Genomic DNA, 21,028 nt, shown 5'->3' on the forward strand with positions numbered 1-21,028 from the left:
ACCGGCCGCCGCGCGGGATCATGGGCGGCGTGGACCACCGGACCGCCAACACCACCGCAGGCCACGTCGGCGCGCAGGTCAACGCCCGCGACGTGCACGGCGGGGTGCACTTCCACGCGCCCACCGGACGGGAATGGCCGGCGCGGGTCGGCCCGGTGCGAGTCGGGGTCGTGCCGCGCCGGGCGGGGTTCTTCCAGCCGCGCGCGGTGCTCGCCGAGCTGGTCGCGGCCGTGTCCGGCGGCGAGGCGGCGGTGCTCACCGGCGAGGCCCGGGTGCTCAGCGGGCTCGGCGGGGTGGGCAAGACCCAGCTCGCCGCCGACTACGCCGAACGCGCCTGGCGGGCGGGCGAGCTCGACCTGCTGGTGTGGGTGGCGGCGGGCTCGGCGAGCGCGATCGTCGCCGCCTACGCCACCGCCGCCGACCGCCTCGGCTGGTACTCCGGCGACCAGCCCGAACTCGGCGCCCGGCGGTTCCTGGAACGCCTCGCGGAGCTGGACCGCCGCTGGCTCGTGGTGCTCGACGACCTGCGCGGCCCCGAGGAGGTCCGCGACCTGTGGCCGCCGCTGACCGGCACCGGCCGGGTGGTGGCGACCACCCGGCGCCGGGATGCGGCGCTCACCGGCGACCGGCGGCGGCTCGTCGAGGTCGGCGTGTTCAGCCCGGCCGAGTCGCTGGCCTACCTGCGGGCCCGTCTCGGCGACGTGCCCGAGCGCGACGCGGCGGGCCTGGCCGACGACCTCGGCCACCTCCCGCTGGCGCTGTCGCAGGCCACCGCCTACCTGCTGGACGAGGGCCTGGACGTCGCCGCCTACCGCGCCAGGTTCGCCGAGCGGCGCCGCACGCTCGACGAGCTGCTGCCCGAGCCCGACGCCCTCCCGGACGACCACCGGACCACCGTCTCGGCCACCTGGTCGCTGTCGATCGAGCTGGCCGAACGCGCCCGGCCGCGCGGCCTGGCGCCCCGGGTCCTCGACCTCGCCTCGGTCCTCGACCCGCACGGCGTGCCCGAGGAGGTGTTCACCGCGCAGCCGGTCCTGGACGCCCTGGAGGTCGAGGCCGACCAGGTGCGCAGCGCACTGCGGTGCCTGCACCGCCTGGGGCTGGCCACCCACGACACCACCGACCCGCACCGCTCGGTCCGCGTGCACGCCCTCGTCCAGCGGGCCACCCGCGACGAGCTCGGTGACGGGGCGCTCGGCGCGGTCGCCCGCACCGCCGCCGATGCCCTCCTCGACGTCTGGCCGCCGCACGCGCACGACCTGCCCCTGGCGCAGGCCCTGTACGACGACGTCGAAGCGCTGGAGCGCTGCGCCGGTGCGCACCTCTGGACGCCGCGAGCGCACCCGGTGCTGGCGGATGCCGGGACCGGCCTGGGCGAGCACGGGCTCGTGGACCGGGCGCGCGAGCACTTCGAGCGGCTGGTGGCGCGGTCGGCCGCGATGCTCGGGGCCGACCACCACGATCACCTCCTCGCCCGGGGCAACCTGGCGCGGTGGCGGGGTGAGTCGGGTGATGTGGCGGGTGCGGTGGCGGAGTACGAGGCGCTGTGGGCCGACGGGGTGCGGGTACTGGGTGCCGACCACCCGGATGTGCTGAGAACGCGGAACAACCTGGTGCGGTGGCGCGGTCAGTCGGGTGATGTGGCGGGCGCGCTCGCGGAATCCGAGGCGCTGTCGATCGATGTGGTTCGGGTGCTGGGTGCGGAGGACCTCGGCGCCCTGGTGGTGCGGGACAACGTGGCCACGTGGCGCGGTGAGTCGGGTGATGTGGCGGGTGCGCTCGCGGAGTACGAGGCGGTGCTGGCCGATGCGGTGCGGGTGCTCGGCGCCGACGACCCGACCGTGCTGCGGACGCGGGGCAATCTGGCGCGGTGGCGCGGTCAGTCGGGTGATGTGGCGGGCGCGCTCGCGGAGTACCAGGAGTTGCTGGCCGATGCGGTGCGGGTGCTCGGCGCCGACCACCCGGACGTGCTGACGATCCGGGGCCTCCTCGCAGACCTGCGTGGATGGTCGGAGAACGCCGCGGTGGCGGCGGCCGAGCTGGCGGAGCTGCTGGCCGACGGGGTGCGGGTGCTGGGTGCCGAGCACCCGGACGTGCTGGCGATGCGGGGCAATCTGGCGCAGTGGCGCGGTCGGTCGGGCGATGCGGCGGGTGCGGTGGCGGAGTGCGAGGCGCTGCTGGCCGACGAGATCCGGGTGCTGGGCGCCGACCACCCGAGCGTGCTGATGACGCGGGGCAACCTGACCCAATGGCACGGCATGCGAGGAGAGGTCACGGCGGCGATCGACGCGCTCGAGGCGCTGCTGCCCGACGTGGTCCGGGTCTTCGGCCCGGACCACCCGCACACGGCCACGACCCGCGACAACCTCGACTTCTGGCGCGAGAAGCGGTCGTAGCCCCGGTGTCAGGGGAGGATGACCGCCCGGCCGCGGATGCCGCCTTCGCGGAAGCGGTCGTAGATCTCCGGGGTCTCCTCGATGCCGAAGGTCTCGACGTGGGCCTTGACCATGCCGCCGCGGGCCAGTTCGAGGACCTCGATCAGCTCCGAGCGGCTGCCCCAGTACGGCGAGGACACCGAGACCTCGAACGGCAGCAGGCCGAAGCCGACCGGCAGCGGGGCGCCCGCGACGCCGACGATGTTGATGTCGGCCTCCACCGCGGCGCACCGCGCGGCGACGGCCACGGTGGGCTCGTTGCCGACGAAGTCCAGCACGACCTCCGCCCCGAGGCCGTCGGTGAGCTCCTTGACCTGCCCCGCGGCGTCCTGGTCGGAGCGCACCACCTCGTGCGCGCCGACCTCGCGGGCCAGCGACAGCTTGTCGTCGGCGATGTCCATCGCGATCACCCGCGACGGCGTCATGGCGCGCAGCATCTGGATCGCCAGGTGGCCGAGGCCGCCCGCGCCGATCACCACCGCCGTCGACCCGGCGACCAGCTTCGGGATCGACGTCTTGATCGCGTGGTACGGGGTGAGCCCGGCGTCGGTGAGCGGCGCGGCCTGCACCGGGTCGAGCCCGTGCAGCGGCACCAGGTGCCGGGCCGAGTCGACCAGCAGGTACTCCGCCATCGCACCGGGTCGGCCCAGACCCGGCGGCCGGATGCCCAGCTCGGCGGCGCGCAGGCAGTAGTTCTCCTTGCCCTGCGCGCACTTCCAGCACACGCCGCAACCCCACGGCCCGTACACCGCGACGGACTCGCCCTCCGCGACGCCGACCGTGCCCGGCCCGAGCGCCGCGACCGTGCCGACGCCCTCGTGGCCGAGGGTCATCGGCAGCTCGTAGGGCATCTCCTCGGCCGGCCAGCTCATCACCGAGATGTCCGAGTGGCACATGCCCGCCGCGGTCACCTTGAGCAGCACCTGTCCCGGACCCGGCTCCGGCACCGGGATCTCGACGACGTGCGGGCCGCGCCCGACCTCGTAGTACTGCACCGCCTTCATGGTCCGGCCCATGCCGTTCCTCCCGCTGATCCGACTGCGCCCATCGTGCTGCGCGGGCTCGTCGACCGCAGGACTACCGGGGAGCCATGCGCAACGCGCCATCCATCCGGATGACCTCGCCGTTGAGGTAGTCGTGCTCGACGATCCCCACCGCGAGCCGCGCGTAGTCCTCGGGCACGCCGAGCCGCTTCGGGAACGGTACGCCCGCCGCCAGATTCGCCCGGAACTCCTCGCTCACCGTGGCCATCATCGGGGTGTCCACGATGCCGGGCGCGATGGTCATCACCCGGATGCCGGAGGACGCCAGGTCGCGCGCCGCCGGGAGCGTGAGGCTGACGATGCCGCCCTTGGACGCCGCGTAGGCGGCCTGGCCGATCTGCCCGTCGTAGGCGGCCACCGAGGCCGTGTTGACCACCACGCCGCGCTGCCCGTCGGCGTCCGGTTCGGTCTCGCCGATCGCCGCGGCGGCCAGCCGCAGCACGGTGAAGGTGCCGATCAGGTTGACCTCGACGACCTTGCTGAACAGGGCGTGGTCGTGCGGGCCCTGTCGCCCGACCACCCGGGCGGACGGGCCGATGCCCGCGCAGTTGACCACGATGCGCAGCGGGTTGCCGCCGCCCGCCGCCTGCGCCACCGCGGTGCGGACCTGGTCCTCGTCGGTGACGTCGGCGGCCACGTAGGTGACGCCGTCGACCACCGGGGCCGAGCTGATCGCCTCCGGCAGGTCCACGGCGAACACCAGCGCGCCCTTGCCCGCCAGCGCCCGCGCGGTGGCGGCGCCGAGGCCCGAGGCCCCGCCGGTGACGATCGCCGCAGTGTCCGAGATCAACATCAGGTGTGCTCCTCGCGTCCGGGTGCCGGCGTCCTGTCTAGCACCCCGAGGCGAGCACCCGGGAGCCCGAGCGCCCGGTCCCGCGCTACGGGTCCCGGCGCGACCTGCCCTCCACGACGGCGAGCAGCACCACCAGCGGCACGGCGGCGAGCAGGGCGAGCAGGGCGAACATGGCGGCGATCCCGATCAGCTCCATGTCCCGAGGGTGGTCGTCACCGCCCGCGCCGCGCGTCTGCCGCAGGTGCCATTCTCCGCGCCGTCCGAGGGATTCCGCCGGTCACGGCGGGTGATCGTTCACCGGGCGTCCCGGTTCACCGGGCGTCCAGCTCGGCGAGCTGGGCGGCGTCCGGCCGCCACCGGCCCGCGGCGGCGTTGGTCCGCACCTGCTCCGGCGTGGTCGCCCCGGCGATCACCGAGCCGACCACCGGCTGCGCGGCCAGCCAGCCCAGCGCCACCGCGGTCATCGGCACCCCCGCCTGCTCGGCGAAGTACCGCAGCCGCTCGATCCGCTCCCACGGCGCGTCGGCCAGCAGGTGCCCGCGCTCGGCCAGCCTGCTGCCCGGCGGTGCGGTCTGACCGCGCCGGTACTTGCCGGTGAGCAGCCCGTTGGCCAGCGGGAAGTACGGCAGCAGCCCGACGCGGAACCGCAGGCACGCCGGCACCAGTTCCCGCTCGGCCTCCCGGGCCAGCAGCGAGTAGTGGTTCTGCGCCGCGATCGGGACGGTGCCGCCCGCGTCCGAGGCCGTCCACACCGCGTCCGCGAGCTGCCAGGCCGCCATGTTGCACAGCCCCACGTAGCGGATCTTGCCCTCGCGCACCAGGTCGTCCAGCGCGTCCAGGGTCTCGGCCGGCGGCGTCAGCGGATCGGGGCGGTGCAACTGGTAGAGGTCGATCCAGTCGGTGCCCAGCCGCCGCAGCGAGGACTCCACCGCCCGGCGCAGGTAGCGGCGCGACCCGCGCGCCCCGAAGTCCGGACCGTTGGAGCCCTGCATGTCCTGCCCGAACTTGGTGCCGATCACCGCGTGCTCCCGGCGACCCGACAGCGCCTGCCCCAGCAGCTCCTCGCTGCGCCCGCGCGGCGACCCGTAGACGTCGGCGACGTCGAAGAACGTGATCCCGCTGTCCAGCGCCGCGTCCACCACCTCCCGCGCCCCGGCCAGCGTTTCCGTCGCCGTGCCCGGCCTGCCCAGGTTGTTGCAGCCGAGCCCGACCGCGCTGACCACCAGACCTGATTCGCCCAACCGCCGCTGCTCCACGCCCGGGAGCCTAGTGCTGGCCCGGCGCGCGCCGAGGCCGGTCGTCGGCGGGCGGTGGCCCGGCGTCGGCGGACGGCTGAACGCCCGATCACCACCGCGTCACCTGGGACGTACGGGTGGTGAACAGTTGCCGATGCGGCTCGGCGAGCGCCTCCGCTGTGCCACGCTGCCCCTGGTCACGAGCGTGTCGAGGGAGGGATCCGGGATGTTCGCCCGTCGGATTGTGGTGGTGGGGACCGGTTATGTGGGGTTGACGACGGGGGCGTGCCTGGCGTCGTTGGGGCATCGGGTGGTGTGCAGCGATGTGGATGCGGTGAAGGTGGCGGCGTTGCGTCGGGGTGAGGTGGGGATTCGGGAGCCGGGTTTGGGGGAGTTGGTGGCGGAGGGGTTGTCGGCGGGGCGGTTGGAGTTCGTGGTGGGTTCGGCGGAGGCGGCGGCGGGGGCGGAGGTGGTGTTCCTGTGCGTGCCGACGCCGATGGGTGCGGGGGGTTTGGCGGACCTGTCGGTGGTGGAGTCGGTGGTGGCCGAGGTGGGGCCGGTGCTGGCTCCGGGTGCGGTGCTGGTGACGAAGTCGACGGTGCCGGTGGGGACGGCGGCGCGGTTGCGGGGGTTGGTGGGGCGGCCGGATGTGGGGGTGGTGAGCAATCCGGAGTTCCTGCGGGAGGGTTCGGCGGTGGAGGATTTCCTGCGTCCGGACCGGATCGTGGTGGGGTCGGAGTCGCAGGACGCGGCGGAGCGGGTGGCGGCGTTGTACGCGCGGTTGGGGGCGCCGACGGTGCTCACGGATGCGGCGAGTGCGGAGATGGTGAAGTACGCGGCGAATTGTTTTCTGGCGATGAAGTTGTCGTATGTGAATGCGGTGGCGGAGTTGTGCGAGCGGGTGGGGGCCGATATCGGGGATGTGACCGAGGGGATGGGGTACGACCGGCGGATCGGGGGGTCGTTCCTGGCGCCGGGTCCGGGGTGGGGTGGGTCGTGCTTGCCGAAGGACACGGCGGCGTTGTTGGGGGTGGCGGAGTCGGTGGGGTTCGAGTTCGGGTTGTTGCGGGCGGCGGTGGCGGCCAATGAGCGGCAGCGGGAGCGGGTGGTGGGCAAGGTGGTGGCCGCGTGCGGGGGGTCGGTGGCCGGTAAGCGCGTGGGGTTGTGGGGGTTGGCGTTCAAGGCCGGTACCGATGATGTGCGGGAGTCGCCGGCGTTGGCGGTGGCGGGGTTGCTGGCCGAGCGGGGGGCGGAGCTGGTGGGGTGTGATCCGGGGCTGGCGCATCCGGTGGACGGGATCGCGTTGGTGGAGGATCCGTACGAGGTGGTCAAGGGTGCGGCGGGGTTGGTGGTGCTGACCGAGTGGCCGGTGTTCCGGTCGATGGACTGGGCGCGGGTGGCGGGGTTGATGGCCTCGCCGGTGGTGGTCGATGCCCGCAACCACCTGGATCCGGACGCGCTGGGCCGGGCGGGTCTGGTCTGGCACGGCATCGGCCACCCCGCCCCGGACACCACCGGAGTCTGACCCGGGCCGCGCGCTCGTCCGGGTGGTCGTGAACGGAGTGAGGGGCACCCTTGTCCCAGTGTGTTGGGCAAGGGTGTCCCTCACTCCGATCCCGTCCCCGCGCACTATCGCCCGGAAGGGTGAGAGGTGCCTAAGGTGTCGAGGTGTTCACCACTCGCCCCGAAATCGCCGGAACGCACGGGATGGTCGCCTCGACCCACTGGCTCGCCTCCGCGGCGGGCATGGCGGTGCTCGAGGACGACGGCAACGCCTTCGACGCCGCCGTCGCCGCGGGCTTCGTCCTCCAGGTCGTCGAGCCGCACCTCAACGGTCCGGGCGGTGAGGTGCCCGCGCTGTTCGCCACCGCGGAGGACCCGCGCCCGCGCGCGCTGTGCGGGCAGGGCCCGGCGCCCGCCGGAGCCACCCTCGGCCACTACCGCGACGAACTCGGCCTGGAACTGGTGCCCGGCACCGGTTTCCTCGCCACCACCGTCCCCGGCGCCTGGGACGGCTGGCTGTTGCTGCTGCGCGACCACGGCACCAAGACGCTCCGCGAGGTGCTGAAGTACGCGATCGGCTACGCCCGCGGCGGATTCCCGGCCGTGGAGAAGATCCGCACCACGATCGACACCGTCCGCGCCATGTTCACCGAGCACTGGCCGACCTCCGCGCAGCTCTGGCTCACCGACGGCGCCACCCCGGCCCCGGGCGGCCTGCTGCGCAACCCCGCGCTCGCCGACACCTGGGAACGGCTGCTCGCCGAGGCCGAAGCCGCCGGGGCGGACCGGGAGGCCCAGCTCGACGCCGCCCGCCGCGCCTGGTCGCAGGGCTTCGTCGCCGAGGCGGTGGAGAAGTTCGTCGCCACCCCGCACCGGGACAACTCCGGCCGCGACCACGCCGGGGTGCTCACCGCGCAGGACATGGCCGACTACCAGGCCACCTACGAGGAGCCGCTGACCGCCGAGCTGGGCGAGGACTGGACGCTGGCCAAGTTCGGCATCTGGACGCAGGGCCCCGCGCTGGCGCAGCAGCTCCGGTTGCTGGAGGGGCTGCCGGTCGGCTACCAGGACGGCATCGCCGACGCCGACACCGTGCACGCCGCGGTGGAGGCCGCCAAGCTCGCCTTCGCCGACCGCGAGGCCTGGTACGGCGACTCCGCCGACCCCGCCGTGCTCGCCGACCTGGTCTCCCGCGAGTACGCCGCCTCGCGGCGCGAGCTGATCGGCGACCGCGCCTCCCTCGAACTGCGCCCCGGCGCGCCCGGGGGCCGCACCCCGGTGCTGCCCCGCTACGTCGCCGAGGGGCGCGGCCTGGAGGCCCCGAAGGACCCCAGCGGCGTCGGCATCGGCGAGCCCACCGTCTCGCCGACCGGGGAGAGCCGCGGCGACACCGTGCACCTCGACGTGGTCGACCGCTGGGGCAACATGGTGACCGCGACGCCCTCCGGCGGCTGGTTGCAGTCCTCGCCGACCATCCCGGAGCTGGGCTTCTGCCTCGGCAGCCGGGCGCAGATGTTCTGGCTGGAGGAGGGCCTGCCCGACTCGCTGGCCCCCGGCAAGCGCCCCCGGATCACCCTCAGCCCGTCGCTGGCGCTGCGCGGCGGGGTTCCGGCGCTGGCCTTCGGCACCCCCGGCGGGGATCAGCAGGACCAGTGGCAGCTCTGCTTCTGGCTGGCCCACGTGCACGGCGGGCTGAACCTGCAGGAGGCCATCGACGCCCCCGCCTGGCACACCGGCGCGTTCCCGGCCTCGTTCTACCCGCGCGGCTGGGAACCCGGTCGGCTGGTCGCCGAGTCCCGCCTCGGCGCCGACCGCCTCGACGAGCTGCGCCGCCGGGGTCACGACGTCCTCGACGCGGGGGAGTGGGCCCTCGGCCGCCTCTCGGCGGTCTCCCGCGACCCGGAGACCGGCCTGCTCCGCGCGGCGGCCAACGCCCGGGCGCCCAGGGCTACGCGGCGGGCCGCTGACGCCGGAAGTGAGTGCGGGGCACCTTCATCCGAGCAAGCCGGATGAAGGTGCCCCGCACCTGCGGGTGGATCAGGCGGTGAGGGCGCGGCCGACGAGGAGCATCCGGAGGGTGCGGGCGGTCGCGTCGGCGATGAGCTCGGGCGCGCGGGTGATGGCGTCGGCGAGTTCGACCGGGCCGGTGAGGATGCCCGTGAAGGCGTCGATGCCGGTGTCGTAGCTGCTCTCGGCGCCCGGACCGATGGTGCCGCACAGCGCGATCACCGGCTTGCCGTGGCGCTTGGCCCGCCGCGCGATCTCGGCCGGGATCTTGCCCAGCGCGGTGGAGGCGTCGATCGAGCCCTCCGCGGTGATCACCAGGTCCGCGGCCCGCAGCCGGTGCACCAGCTCGCCGCCGTCGAGGAAGACGTCGAACCGCGACTCCAGCCGCGCGCCGAGCACCCCGGCCAACCCCGCGCCCAGCCCGCCGGAGGCACCGCCGCCGGGCAGCCCGGAGTAGTCCGTCCCGCTGTGCTCGGCCAGCAGCGCCGACCAGCGGCGCATCCCCCGGGCGAGCTGCTCGATCCGCTCCGGCGTCGCCCCCTTCTGCGGCCCGTACCGGCGGGCGACCCCGACCGGGCCGCACAGCACGTTGTCCGGGTTGACCGCCACGGTGAGCTCCACCTTCGCCAACCGGGGATCGAGGTCGGCGATGTCGATCCGCGCCGCCTCGGCCAGGTGCCGCCCGCCTTCCCCGGTCTCCCGGCCGTCGACGTCGAGGATCCGCGCGCCCAGCGCCCGCAGCGCCCCGGCCCCGCCGTCGCAGGTGCCGGAGTCGCCGCAGCCGATGGTGATCCGCTCGACGCCGAGGTCGAGGGCCGCGCTGATCAGCTCGCCGACGCCCCGGCTCGTCGTCGCCCCGGGATCGCGCTGCGTCGGGGGGACCAGCGCGAGCCCGGCGGCGGCGGCCATCTCGACGAACGCGGTGCGCGGCCCCGGGCCGCCGAGCAGGGCGAAGTGCGAGTCGATCCGCTCCCCGACGGGGCCGGTGACCGCGACGGGCACCAGCTCGCCCCCGGTGGAACCGGCCAGCAACCGGGCCGAGCCCTCACCACCGTCGACCAGCGGCATGGTGTCGACGATCGCGGCCGGGACGACGCGGCGGATGCCCACGCCGATCCAGTCGGCCACCGCATCGGCGTCCAAGCACTCCTTGAACCCGGTGGGGGCGACGACGAAACGCATCATGATCTCTCCTCGGTGGACGGGGCGGGTCAGAACAGCGGAAGGCCCAGGTGCGGCCAGACGACGAGGGCGAACACCACGACCAGCGCGCCGGTCAGCGGCGCCAGCAGCGCGGACAGCCGCAGCAGGTCGCGCGGCGGGCAGGCCAGCGGCGGATCGAGCCGGGAGAACATCGCGACCGGTTTGGCCGACGAGGGCAGCGTGTGGCAGAAGCCGGCCGCGGCGGTGGAGGCGAACGCCAGCGCCACCGGGTTCAGCCCGCTCTCCAGCGCCGCCGCGACGACCAGCGGCACCAGCACCGACGAGCGCGCCGAGCGGGACTGCACCACCAGGTGCGCGGCCGTGCTCACCACGACCACCGCGATCAGCAGCGCGGTGCCCTCCGCCTCGTCCAGCACCAGGTCGGCCAGCCAGGTCGCCGCGCCGGAGGCGGCCAGCGCCGCGCCGAGGGCCGCGGTGGCCGCCATGAACAGCAGCAGCGACCACGGGATCTCCCCGACGGCCTTGCCGAGCTTGACCACGCCGATCCGCGGCGAGGTGATCAGCAGCGCACCGGCCAGGGCGACCAGGGCGGGCGGCAGCCCGTGCAGCGGCTCGGTGCTCCACAGCAGCACGACGCCGCCGAGCAGCAGCAGGGCGCGCAGCTCGGCGCGGGTCCGCTGCTCCGGCACGCCCAGCTCGGCGCGCAGCGCGGCGGCGTCCACCCGCACCGGGGCGCGGCGCTCGGCGTGATCGGTGGTCAGCAGCAGCACCAGCTCCGCGGCCAGGTGCGAGCTGACCACCGCGAACGGCAGTCCCCACAGCAGCCACTCGGCGAAACCGATGCCCGCACCGGTGGTCGCGGCGAGGATCTCGCTGGTGATCAGGTGCGCACCGGCCCCGACGAGGGTCGCGACGGCGGAGAGCAGCACCGTGGTGGGCAGCAGCAGCGCCAGGGCGCGCACCAGCAGCGGGCGTCCCTCGAACGCGGTGCCCAGCGCGCGGTGCAGCGGGACCAGCAGCGCGGCCCGGCCGCTGGTGCTCGGGATCAGCAGCGCGGTGAGCACCACGCCGAGCGTGATCAGGTGCGCCAGACCGCGCGGTCCGCGGGCGCGGGCGGCCAGCCCGATCGCCAGCCGGGCGGGCAGACCCGTGGTGTTCACCCCGGCGGCCAGCACGAAGGCGGCGATGAGCAGCCAGATCGGTTCCGCGCCGAGGGTGGCGAACAACGCGTCCGGGTCCAGCGCGCCGAGCAGCACCGCGGTCGCGGCCGCCGCCAGCGCGACGTGGGTGTCGTCGAGCCGCGGGTGCAGCCAGCCCGCCACCGCGGCGGCGAAGAGCAGCAGGGTGAGCAGCCCGGTGCCGTTGAGGCCGTCGAGGCTGAAGCTCGACGAGGGGAGCGCGACCAGGCCCAGCGCGGCGAGCGCGGCGGCGGTGATGCCGATCGCCCATCCCGCGCCGGCGTTCGCGGGTGCGGGCCGGGGACGCGACGGCCGGGGAGCGGTGGCGTAGTCCGTGCGGTCCTCGGTCATGTTGCCAGCGTCGGTCGTACTGCTGAGGCGCACGTGAACCAACCATGAGGACCGCTTCACATTCATCTTCGCCCCAGTTGTCCACAGTCCTGTGGATGAAGTTATCCACAGGTCCTTGAACTGCGGTAATGCGACTGTGAGGGGTGGGTTGTGCACAGCTGTGGAGAGAGTTATCCACAGTTGTGCACAGCCCGCGTTCATGATCTGTGGAGCAAACCGTCGGGCCCCGGGCCCGCCCCGATCGCCGCGCTCGGCGCGCCCCGCGACTTCCACCCGAACGAGTGAGGCAATGCCCGCGCCCCCGAAGGCCATCGGATGCCAGCAGGGGAACCTTCCTGTCACCGGTGGCAGGAGGGGAACCTTCCTGTCACTCGGTGCGAGGAAGGTTCCCCTCCGGCGGGTCAGGAGCGCCGGGTGCCCGCCAGGACGAGCCCGGCGAGGAGGAGCGCCATGCCGAGCCAGGACTGCGCGCCGAACCGCTCACCGACCACGACCACGCCGAGCACCGCCGCGACCAGCGGCTCCAGCAGGGTGAGCGTGGTGGCGACGCGGACCGGCGTGCGGCGCAGCCCGGCCCCGAAGGCGACGTAGGCGAGCCCCATCGGCACCAGCGCGAGGTAACCCGCGACCAGCACGCCGGTCGTCGAGCGCAACAGCGCCCCGCCGGTCAGCGCGAGCACCGGCAGCAGCACCGCGGCACCGGCTCCGAACAGCGCGCCGAGCACCGCGCGCGAGCCGTGCCCGCGCCGCATCAACCGACCGGCGACCCACGAGTAGATGACGTAGGTGGCCCCGGCCAGCAGCCCGAGCAGGACGCCGAGGACCGACCCGTCCCCGCCGCCCTCCGGGGAACCACCGGTGATGAGCAGCGCCCCGCCGAGGACGGACAGCGCGGCGGCCAGGGCCCACCGGCCGTCGAGCCGGGCGCCGTCGGCCCAGCGCTCCAGCAGCGCGGCGAACACGGGTGCGGAGCCGAGCGCCACGACGGTGCCGATGGCGACCCCGGCCAGCGCCATCGAGGTGTAGAACGCCAGCGGGTAGACGGCGACCGCCAGCGCGCCGAGCAGCAGCAGGCCGGGCCCGGCGGCGCGGGCGGCGGTGAGCGCCGAACGCCCGGCGAGGGCGAGCAGCAGCAGGCCGCCGAAACCCATGGTCGCGGCACCGATCGACACCGGGTCGGCGGGTGCGAACGACGCGGCGGTGCCGGTGGTGCCCCAGAGCGCCGCAGCGACGAGCACCGGCAGCGGTCCGGCGGCGAAGGTGCGCAGCCGGCTCGGCGGGACGGACGTGTGCAGATCCATGTGAACTCTTCCGTTCGCGGGGACGCGGGCGAACGGGCGCGCGAGGGCACCCCCGCGACGACGGGGGTGCGGTGGAGGACGCCGCCCGTCAGGCGGACGGGGGCGGCAGGACGCGGTGCCAGTGCGAGTTCACGGCCCAACCCTAGGTGCCCCGCCCCGCCCGGCGGTCCGGGGGAGCGACGGTTCCGCGAAATCGCGGCGGCCGGGCGCCGCCGGTAGCGTCCGGAACCGGAGCCCGACGGGGAGGTCTTCATGGCGATCCTGCACACCGACATCCCGACCCGGAGGCAGATCAGCGCCCTGCTGGCGGCGCGCGATCGGGCCAGCGCCTCGCTCTACCTCGTCACGGACCCGACCGCGATCGACAACTCGAACCAGCTCGAACTGCGCGGGCGCGGGCGCGAGGCGCTGGACCAGCTCCGCGCGGGCGGGGTGGACAAGCACGACGTGGCGGCGGTGGAGGAACACCTGGTCGCGCTGATCGAGGACACCGAGTTCTGGCGCTTCCAGGCCCGCAGCCTCGCCGTCTTCGCCACGCCGGGTTCGATCCGGACGTTCCGGCTGCCGAACCGGTTGCAGCCGGGCGTCGAGGTCGCCGACAGGTTCCACGTGAAACCGCTGCTGCGCGCGGTCACCTTCCCGCAGACCGCGCTGCTGCTCGCGCTGGCGCAGAACTCGGTGCGGGTGCTCCAGATCGTCTCGGACATGGACCCGAAGCACGTGGAGGTCCGCGACCTGCCGAAGAACATCGACACGATCCTCGGGCACTACTACACCGACGACCGGTCGCCGATCCGCCGCCTCCAGGGCGACGAGGGCCGCAAGCTGCGCCTGACCCAGTACGCGCGGGAGGTCGACCGGGCGCTGCGCCCGCTGGTCACCGGCAGCGGGATGCCGCTGATCCTGGCCGCGACGGAGCCGTTGCAGAGCACCTTCCGCTCGATCTGCGGCGCGGCCGAGCTGGCCCCGGTCGGGCTCACCGGCAATCCCGAGGAGAGCACCGATCGCGAGCTCGCCTCGCACGCCCGCGCGGTGCTCGACGACGTCCACGCCGACGAGCTGCGCGCCGTGCACGAGCGCTTCGACGCCCGCGTCAGCCAGGCGCTCACCGCGACCGACGTCGCCGAGGTCGCTCGGCTCGCCACCCTCGGCGCGGTGGACACCGCCTTCGTCGACATCGACAGCGTCGAGCCCGGCCACGTCGACGACGCGGGGGGCGTCACCTTCACCGGGAGCGACCCCAGCCCGGCCGAGTCCGCCGCCGACTACGGCGTGGTGGACGAGATCGCCCGGCGCGTCTGGCTCACCGACGGGCGGGTCCTGGCGGTCCGCCGCCCGGACATCCCCGGCGAAGGCCCGGTGGCGGCGATCCTCCGCTACCGCCCACCAGCCTGAGCACCCCTCACCGGCCCGTCACCCGAACGTGAACTGAGTGAGGGGCACCCTGTACCAAGTCACGCGGTACAGGGTGCCCCTCACTCACAACTCATGCGGTGCGACGACGCGGGGAGCGGCCGCCGCTCCGGCCCGCGCACACGCCCCGCCCGCGCGCCCCGCGCCGAGGTGCCGTGGCGGGTCCCGATCCCGACGCGCCCGTTCGTCACCCGTTCGGGAAGTAGGTGAGGGGCACCCTTGCCCGAGTAATTTGGGCAAGGGTGCCCCTCACTCATGCCACGAACGGGTGCTCCCCCGGCCGCGCCGGTGCGGGCCGCGCCGGTGCGGGATGCCGGGGGATTCAGGCGCCGAGGCGGTAGCCCATGCCGCGGACGGTGCGGATGCGCTTGGCGCCGATCTTGCGGCGCAGCGCCCGGACGTAGACGTCGACGACGTTGGAACCCGGGTCGAAGTCGTAGCCCCAGACGTGCGACAGGATCTGCTCGCGGGAGAGCACCTGGCCCGCGTGGCGCAGGAACAGCTCCAGCATGGCGAACTCGCGGGCGGTGAGGTCGACGACGGCCTCCGGGACCTGGGCCCGCCGGGTGCGCAGGTCCAGCGACAGGTCGCCGTCGCGGAGCACGGTCACCTCGGGCGCCCGGTCGCCGGGCCGCAGCCGCAGCCGCACCCGGGCCAGCAGCTCCTCGAACCGGAACGGCTTGGTCATGTAGTCGTCCGCGCCGCCCTCCAGCCCGGCGACCGTGTCGTGCACCGAGTCCCGCGCGGTCAGGATGATCACCGGGACCGTGACGTGCTGGGACCGCACCGCGCGCAGCACCGAGAAGCCGTCCTTGCCGGGCAACCCGAGGTCGAGCACCACCAGGTCGAAGTCCCCGGTCAGCAGGTAGTCCAGGGCCGTGTCGCCGTCGCCGACGACGGTGGTGCCGAAGCCGTTCGCGCGCAGGCCCTTCTCGATGAACGCGGCGATCCGGTCCTCGTCCTCGACGATCAGGATCTTGCTCATGCCGTGGTCTCCTCGGTCGGGGCGTGCGGGGGGAAGGCGGGCAGTTCGAGCCCGAAGGTGGCGCCTTCACCCGGGGCGGAGAGCACCCGCACCCGCCCGTGGTGGGCGTCGGCGATGGCCTTGACGATCGCCAGGCCGAGTCCGGCGCCGCCCTTGCCCGGCCCGGGGCCGTGCGCGAACCGGTCGAAGATCTTCTCCACGTCGCCGGGCGCGATGCCGGGACCGGTGTCGGTGACCCACAGCGACACCACGCCCTGCCGCAGCGCGGAGCCGACCTTGATCCGCGCACCGGGCTGGGTGTGCTGCACGGCGTTCTGCGCGAGCTGGATCATCGCCTGGGTGACGCGCTGCTCGTCGACGGCCACCTCGCCCTCGCCGATGGCCTCCAGCGACCACTGCCGGTCGGCCAGCGACCGCGCCTTGGCCTCGATGTCGCTGGTCAGCTCGGCCAGCGAGACCGGGGCCGGGCGGACGAAGTCGGGCCGGTCGGCCTTGGCCAGGATGAGCAGGTCCTCCACGATCCGGGTCATCCGGTCCAGCTCGTCGGTGCAGAGCCGGACCACCTCCTCGCGCTCGGCCGGATCGTCGCCGAGCAGTTCCAGGTTGCCCCGGACGATGGTGATGGGGGTGCGCAGCTCGTGGCTGGCGTCGTCGACGAACTGCCGCTGGATGCGGAAGGCGTCCTCCAGCCGGTCGAGCATCGCGTTGAACTGGTCGGACAGCGCGGCGATGTCGTCGCGCCCGGCCACCGGGATGCGCCGGGTCAGGTCCTGCTCGCTGATCTCGGCGGCGGTCTGCCGGACCTGCCGGATCGGCGCCAGGATCAGCCCGGCCACCACCCAGGACAGCGCCGCGGCCAGCAGCACGCCGAACGCGCTGATCAGCAGCAGCATCCGGACGGTCCGCTCGGTGTCGGCGATGCTGCCCGCGGTGAAGTGGGCGGTGACGAACCAGGCCCGCTCGCCGGTGCCGGTGTCGGCCTGCACCCGCAGCCAGCGCATCGGCCCGGCGGCGGTGTCGACTTGTCCGTGCGGGAGCGGGGAGGAGGTGATCCGGGCCAGCAGCGCCGGATCGCGGGCGAGCCGCTCCAGCTCGTCCTCCTGGCCCTGCGACAGCGGTCGGCTGAGCCCGGTCGGGGTCTCCCACACCCCGACCAGCGCCTCGGCCTGGTCGGGGTACTGCTGCTCCAGGTAGCTGAGGAACAGCGACTCGGCGCCGGCGATGGGTTGCCCGCGCTGGTCCCGGCCGCGTTCGGCGAACGCGACGAACTCCCCGGCCTCCTGCTCCAGCGCCTGGGTGACCTGGTCCTCGGAGTCGTTGTAGAGGTGTTGCCGGACGATCAGCATGATCGCCATCAGGACGACGACGAGCACCAGCAGCAGCCAGCCCATGATCTGCGCGCGGGCCGGGATGCGGGTGCCCTGCCGACGGGCGGGCTCGGTGGCCCGCTCAGTCGTCGTCGTCATCGTCATCGTCGTCGTCATCGTCCTCGGGCGGCGGCGGTGGCAGTTGGTCGGGCGGCGGCGGTGGCGGTGCGCCGGGGTTCGAGCCCGGGTTCGGCTCGGGCGGGGGTGCGGGCGGTTGCTGTCCCGGCGAGCTGCCCACCTCGACCTTCGCGGGCACTTCGGGGCTGCGCGGGCCGCCGGTGAGGGCGAAGCTCAGCAGCACGGCGGCGATCGGCAGCGCCAACGCCGCGAGGAGCAGGGCCGCTCTGGGAACCGATCTCATGGTCCTCAGCGTGTCGTGATCTTCGGAAGCGGAGATGAAGGGCGAATGAGAACTCTTTCATCCGCGCCGACCTGCCACGTCGACCGCCACCCCGCCGGGTGAGCACCACGACCTCACCAGTCCCCCGAACAGCGGACCCGCCGAAGCGCTAGCCTGCCTTCGGCAACGGCGCTCGCTCCGCCACTCGCGCAGGTCATGAGGAACTTTCGATGAACGAGACCGACACCCCGCTCGACTGGACCGGGGAACGTTGCGTGCCGTGGGCCGATGACCTCCAGGTCGTCTACGAGCACTACCACCGCTACGCCTTGGCCGCACGCCACGTGCGCGGCAAGCGGGTGCTCGACCTCGGCAGCGGTGAAGGCTACGGCGCCGCCCTGCTGGCGCGCGAGGCCGCGGCGGTGGTCGGCGTGGACGTCGACGAGGCCGCCGTCGAACACGCCCGGGCCCGCTACCCCGACGTCCGCTTCGAGATCGGCTCGCTCACCGACGCCGACCTGCTCGCCGACGAGCCGCCGTTCGACGTGGTGGTGTGCTTCGAGGCGATCGAGCACGTCGCCGACCACGACGCGGTGCTCGCCCTGGTCCGCGCCCGGCTCGCGGCCGGCGGCCTGGCGCTGATCAGCACGCCGGACACCACCGCCCACGCCGCCGACAACCCGTTCCACGTCGAGGAGCTCACCGCCACCGAGTTCACCGGCCTGCTCGAAGGCGCCTTCCGGCACGTCGCGGTGCTCAAGCAGAACGTCGCGGCCGGGTCGTTGCTCACGCCGACCGACCCCGGCGACCTGGACACCGTCGTGGAAGGCGTGCGGTTGCAGACGCTGCGCCGCGACGGCACCGGCTGGACCGTCGAGCCCGGCGTGCCGCACACCTACCTGCTCGGCGTCGCCTCCGACCGCCAGCTCCCGAAGCTGCCCGCCGCGGCGCTGCTGCTCGACGCCGACGGCCGGGTCGGCCCCGAACCCGGCGCCGACGTCCGCGCCGAGCGGGACCGGGCGGTCGCCGACGTCGCGCGGCTCAACGACCTGCACCGGGCGGTGCAGGCCGACGCCGAGGAGCTCAAGGGCGCCGTGGCCCGGCTGGAGGAGCTGCGCCGCGTCGAGGCCGAGCGCGCCGAGGGCGCCGGGGTCGAGCTGCTCGAAGCGCGGCAGCAGGCCGAGCGCGCCGAGGTCCGCATCGAGTGGCTCACCGACACCATCGCCCGGCTGGAGGGCCGGGTGGCCGGCGCCGAGCGCCGCGCCGAGGAGCTCACCGAGCGCAACGCCGAGCTCGAAGCGCAGAACTCCGCGCTGGTGCAGCGCGCGGTGACCAAGTACCGGCAGCTCGTGGAGCGGGTCGCGCCGCGCGGCACCGGACGCCGCGACGTCTACGAGATCGCGCTGGGCCGCGAGCCCGGCGCCGCCCGGCCGGTCGAGGAGGTCGGCACCGGACCGCTGCCGGTGCCGCGCAGCGAGCACCCGGTGGTCAGCGTGATCGTCCCGGTGCACGGCAAGTGGTCCTACACCCGGCAGTGCCTGCGGTTCCTCGGCGGCCACCACGTGACGGTGCCGTTCGAGGTGATCGTCGTCGACGACGCCTCCCCGGACGACAGCGCTGCCAAGCTCGCCGAGTGCGAGGGCGTCCGGCTGGTCCGCGCCGAGCGCAACCTCGGCTTCATCGGCGCCTGCAACCTCGGCGCCGAGCACGCCCGGGGCGAGCACCTGTTCTTCCTGAACAACGACGCCACCGTCACCGAGTCCTGGCTCGACGTGCTGATGGACACGATGAACTCCGACGACCGGATCGGGCTGGTCGGGGCGAAGCTGGTCTACCCGGACGGCACGCTCCAGGAGGCGGGCGGCATCGTCTGGTCCGACGGCACCGGCTGGAACTACGGCCGGAACCGGACCGCCGAGGGCGCCGAGTTCAACGTGCTGCGCGACGTCGACTACTGCTCCGGCGCGGCGATCCTGGTGCGCGCCGAGGTGTTCCACCAGCTCGGCGGGTTCGACACCCGCTTCGCCCCGGCCTACTACGAGGACACCGACCTGGCCTTCGCGGTGCGCGCCGCCGGGTACCGCACGGTGGTGCAGCCCAAGGCCGTCGTCGTGCACCACGAAGGCGTCTCCCACGGCACCGACGAGACCACCGGGGTGAAGAAGCACCAGGAGCTCAACCGGCAGGTGTTCGTCGAGAAGTGGGGCGAGGTGCTCGCCGCCGAGCACCTGCCGGAGGCCTCGCCGACCGCGCTGTGGCTGGCCCGGCAGCGCGGCACCCGCGGGCACCGCGGTCCGCTCGTGCTGGTCAAGGACCACCAGGTGCCGCGGCCGGACTTCGACTCCGGCTCGGTGCGGATCAGCCGGGTGCTGGAGCAGCTCGTCGCGCTGGGTTGCCGGGTGGTGTTCTTCCCCGCCAACCACGCCGCGCCGAAGCGCTACACCGAGGAGTTGCAGCAGCTCGGCGTGACCGTGCTGCCCGCGCCGGAGCTCCAGCAGGCGTTCCTCGCCGAGGCGGGTCAGGAGATCTCGTTGGCGCTGCTGTCCCGGCCGCAGGTCGCGTGGAGCCTGGTCGAGGAGCTGCGCACCTGCGCTCCCCAGGCCGTCATCGCCTACGACACGGTGGACGTGCACTTCCTGCGGCTGGACCGGGAGGCGGAGCTGGCCGAGCGGGAGGGCGAGCGGGACCGCGCCGCCGCGCTGCGCCGCAAGTCCTTCGCCTCCCGCGAGATGGAGCTGGGGCTGACCCGCTCCTGCGACGTCACCCTGGTCGTCTCCGAGGCCGAGCAGCGGCTGCTGCGCGAGCTGGTGCCCGACGCCGACGTGCGCGTGCTGTCCAACGTGCACCTGCCGGACCGCACGCCGGTGACCCTCGACGGCCGCCGCGACGTGGTGTTCGTCGGCGGCTTCGACCACCCGCCGAACACCGACGCGGCCCGCTGGGCGGCGCGGGAGATCATGCCGCTGGTCCGCGAGGTGTGCCCGGACGCGGTGCTGCACGTGGTGGGCAGCAACCCGACCGAGGAGGTGCGCGCGCTGGCCGGAGCGGGCGTCGAGGTGCACGGCTGGGTCGCCGACCTGGGGCCGATGTACGACCGGGCCCGCGCCACCCTCGCGCCGCTGCGCTTCGGCGCCGGGGTGAAGGGCAAGGTCGGCGAGAGCCTGAGCTTGGGCGTGCCGGTCGCGGGCACCACGATGGCCGTCGAGGGGATGCACCTGGACCACGGCCGCGACGTGCTGGTCGCCGACGACGCCGCCGGGCTGGCCGCCGCCGTGATCCGGCTGCTCACCGACGACGACCACTGGCTGCGGATGTCGGCCTCCGGCCGGGACGCCATCGAGGCCCAGTTCGGCCCGGAGGTCTCGAAGCGCTGCCTCACCGAGCTGCTCACCACCGTCGAAGGCCTCACCACCGCCGACCTCCGCACCAGCCCCGACCCCCGCACCAGCCCGGCGTAGCACCCGGATCCAGGTGAGGGGCACCTTCAGCCGGCTTACTCGGATGAAGGTGCCCCTCACTCAAGGCACGTTCGGTGAAGGCAGGTGCCGGGTGGGTTCGGGATGAATCCGACTCGCGGGGCGTGGCACGCCAGAAGCCGTGGGAGGTCGATGACGGGACCTGGGCGATGGTCGAGCCGTTGCTGCCCCGGCCGCAGGACACGTCCCCCGGAGATCCCGACGACCGCACGACGTTGCAGGGCGTCCTGTTCGTGCTCTACAACGGTCTCCGCTGGGAGCACTTGCCCCCGGAGGTGGGGTTCGGCTCCGGTGCGACCTGCCAGCGGCGGCTGGCCGAATGGCAGCGGACCGGGGTGTGGGCGGAGCTGCGGCCGATCCTGCGGGACCGGTTGCCGTCCGCCTACCGGGTGGACTTCACCCGGTCGGCGATGGCCTTCCCCGAGCCCTGGTGAGGG

At 74.1% G+C, this 21,028-nt stretch carries 14 protein-coding genes and 1 pseudogene; 6 read left to right on the top strand and 9 right to left on the bottom strand.

What is annotated here, in order from left to right; all coding sequences use genetic code 11:
• Positions 1-29: 29 nt before the first annotated feature.
• Complete coding sequence (gene fxsT / locus ACQP0T_RS00405; protein ID WP_433870772.1) at positions 30-2,396, top strand: FxSxx-COOH system tetratricopeptide repeat protein; 2,367 nt, start codon at positions 30-32, stop codon at positions 2,394-2,396.
• Positions 2,397-2,404: 8 nt separating this feature from the next.
• On the opposite strand, the gene ACQP0T_RS00410 is transcribed toward fxsT, so the two are convergent.
• The 3 genes from ACQP0T_RS00410 to ACQP0T_RS00420 all read right to left on the bottom strand — a co-directional run bounded on the left by ACQP0T_RS00410 (position 2,405) and on the right by ACQP0T_RS00420 (position 5,527).
• On the bottom strand, positions 2,405-3,451 hold the full coding sequence (locus ACQP0T_RS00410) for an NAD(P)-dependent alcohol dehydrogenase (protein WP_433870773.1): 1,047 nt from the start codon (positions 3,449-3,451) through the stop codon (positions 2,405-2,407).
• Between the two features lie 61 nt (positions 3,452-3,512).
• On the bottom strand, positions 3,513-4,271 hold the full coding sequence (locus ACQP0T_RS00415; RefSeq protein ID WP_433870774.1) for an SDR family NAD(P)-dependent oxidoreductase: 759 nt from the start codon (positions 4,269-4,271) through the stop codon (positions 3,513-3,515).
• A 311-nt stretch (positions 4,272-4,582) separates the two neighbouring features.
• Positions 4,583-5,527 carry an aldo/keto reductase gene (locus ACQP0T_RS00420; RefSeq protein ID WP_433870775.1) on the bottom strand — a complete coding sequence of 315 codons (945 nt, stop codon included), beginning with the start codon at positions 5,525-5,527 and terminating at the stop codon, positions 4,583-4,585.
• 205 nt (positions 5,528-5,732) lie between these two features.
• Here ACQP0T_RS00420 and ACQP0T_RS00425 point away from each other — a divergent pair, with 205 nt between their 5' ends.
• Both ACQP0T_RS00425 and ACQP0T_RS00430 read left to right on the top strand, forming a co-directional pair.
• Complete coding sequence (locus ACQP0T_RS00425) at positions 5,733-7,031, top strand: UDP-glucose dehydrogenase family protein (RefSeq protein ID WP_433873871.1); 1,299 nt, start codon at positions 5,733-5,735, stop codon at positions 7,029-7,031.
• Positions 7,032-7,174: 143 nt separating this feature from the next.
• A pseudogene (locus ACQP0T_RS00430) lies at positions 7,175-8,976 on the top strand (gamma-glutamyltransferase family protein).
• A 70-nt stretch (positions 8,977-9,046) separates the two neighbouring features.
• On the opposite strand, the gene ACQP0T_RS00435 reads toward ACQP0T_RS00430, so the two are convergent.
• The 3 genes from ACQP0T_RS00435 to ACQP0T_RS00445 all read right to left on the bottom strand — a co-directional run bounded on the left by ACQP0T_RS00435 (position 9,047) and on the right by ACQP0T_RS00445 (position 13,010).
• Entirely contained in the window at positions 9,047-10,201 is a 1,155-nt protein-coding gene (locus tag ACQP0T_RS00435; RefSeq protein WP_433870776.1) for a glycerate kinase family protein, read from the bottom strand.
• A gap of 26 nt (positions 10,202-10,227) precedes the next feature.
• Positions 10,228-11,709, bottom strand: a complete 1,482-nt coding sequence (locus ACQP0T_RS00440) for an SLC13 family permease (protein ID WP_433870777.1) — start codon at positions 11,707-11,709, stop codon at positions 10,228-10,230.
• Positions 11,710-12,110: 401 nt separating this feature from the next.
• Complete coding sequence (locus ACQP0T_RS00445) at positions 12,111-13,010, bottom strand: EamA family transporter (protein ID WP_433870778.1); 900 nt, start codon at positions 13,008-13,010, stop codon at positions 12,111-12,113.
• A gap of 252 nt (positions 13,011-13,262) precedes the next feature.
• Here ACQP0T_RS00445 and ACQP0T_RS00450 point away from each other — a divergent pair, with 252 nt between their 5' ends.
• On the top strand, positions 13,263-14,405 hold the full coding sequence (locus ACQP0T_RS00450; RefSeq protein ID WP_433870779.1) for a hypothetical protein: 1,143 nt from the start codon (positions 13,263-13,265) through the stop codon (positions 14,403-14,405).
• A gap of 340 nt (positions 14,406-14,745) precedes the next feature.
• Here ACQP0T_RS00450 and ACQP0T_RS00455 read toward each other — a convergent pair whose 3' ends face one another.
• Genes ACQP0T_RS00455 through ACQP0T_RS00465 form a run of 3 tightly spaced genes read right to left on the bottom strand, consistent with a single transcriptional unit; the run spans position 14,746 to position 17,136 of the window.
• On the bottom strand, positions 14,746-15,408 hold the full coding sequence (locus ACQP0T_RS00455; RefSeq protein WP_345359930.1) for a response regulator transcription factor: 663 nt from the start codon (positions 15,406-15,408) through the stop codon (positions 14,746-14,748).
• On the bottom strand, positions 15,405-16,874 hold the full coding sequence (locus tag ACQP0T_RS00460; RefSeq protein ID WP_433870780.1) for an ATP-binding protein: 1,470 nt from the start codon (positions 16,872-16,874) through the stop codon (positions 15,405-15,407). Before ACQP0T_RS00460 ends, ACQP0T_RS00455 begins: the two co-directional genes overlap by 4 nt.
• A complete protein-coding gene (locus ACQP0T_RS00465; RefSeq protein WP_345359924.1) occupies positions 16,858-17,136 on the bottom strand; it encodes a hypothetical protein in 279 nt (92 codons plus the stop codon). The genes ACQP0T_RS00460 and ACQP0T_RS00465 overlap by 17 nt, the downstream gene beginning before the upstream one ends.
• Before the next feature lie 209 nt (positions 17,137-17,345).
• Here ACQP0T_RS00465 and ACQP0T_RS00470 point away from each other — a divergent pair, with 209 nt between their 5' ends.
• Both ACQP0T_RS00470 and ACQP0T_RS00475 read left to right on the top strand, forming a co-directional pair.
• Positions 17,346-20,573, top strand: a complete 3,228-nt coding sequence (locus ACQP0T_RS00470; protein WP_433870781.1) for a glycosyltransferase — start codon at positions 17,346-17,348, stop codon at positions 20,571-20,573.
• Between the two features lie 122 nt (positions 20,574-20,695).
• On the top strand, positions 20,696-21,025 hold the full coding sequence (locus ACQP0T_RS00475; RefSeq protein WP_433870782.1) for a transposase: 330 nt from the start codon (positions 20,696-20,698) through the stop codon (positions 21,023-21,025).
• Positions 21,026-21,028 lie beyond the last annotated feature (3 nt).

Source organism: Saccharopolyspora sp. CA-218241 (genome assembly GCF_050954615.1).
Lineage (GTDB): Bacteria > Actinomycetota > Actinomycetes > Mycobacteriales > Pseudonocardiaceae > Saccharopolyspora > Saccharopolyspora cebuensis.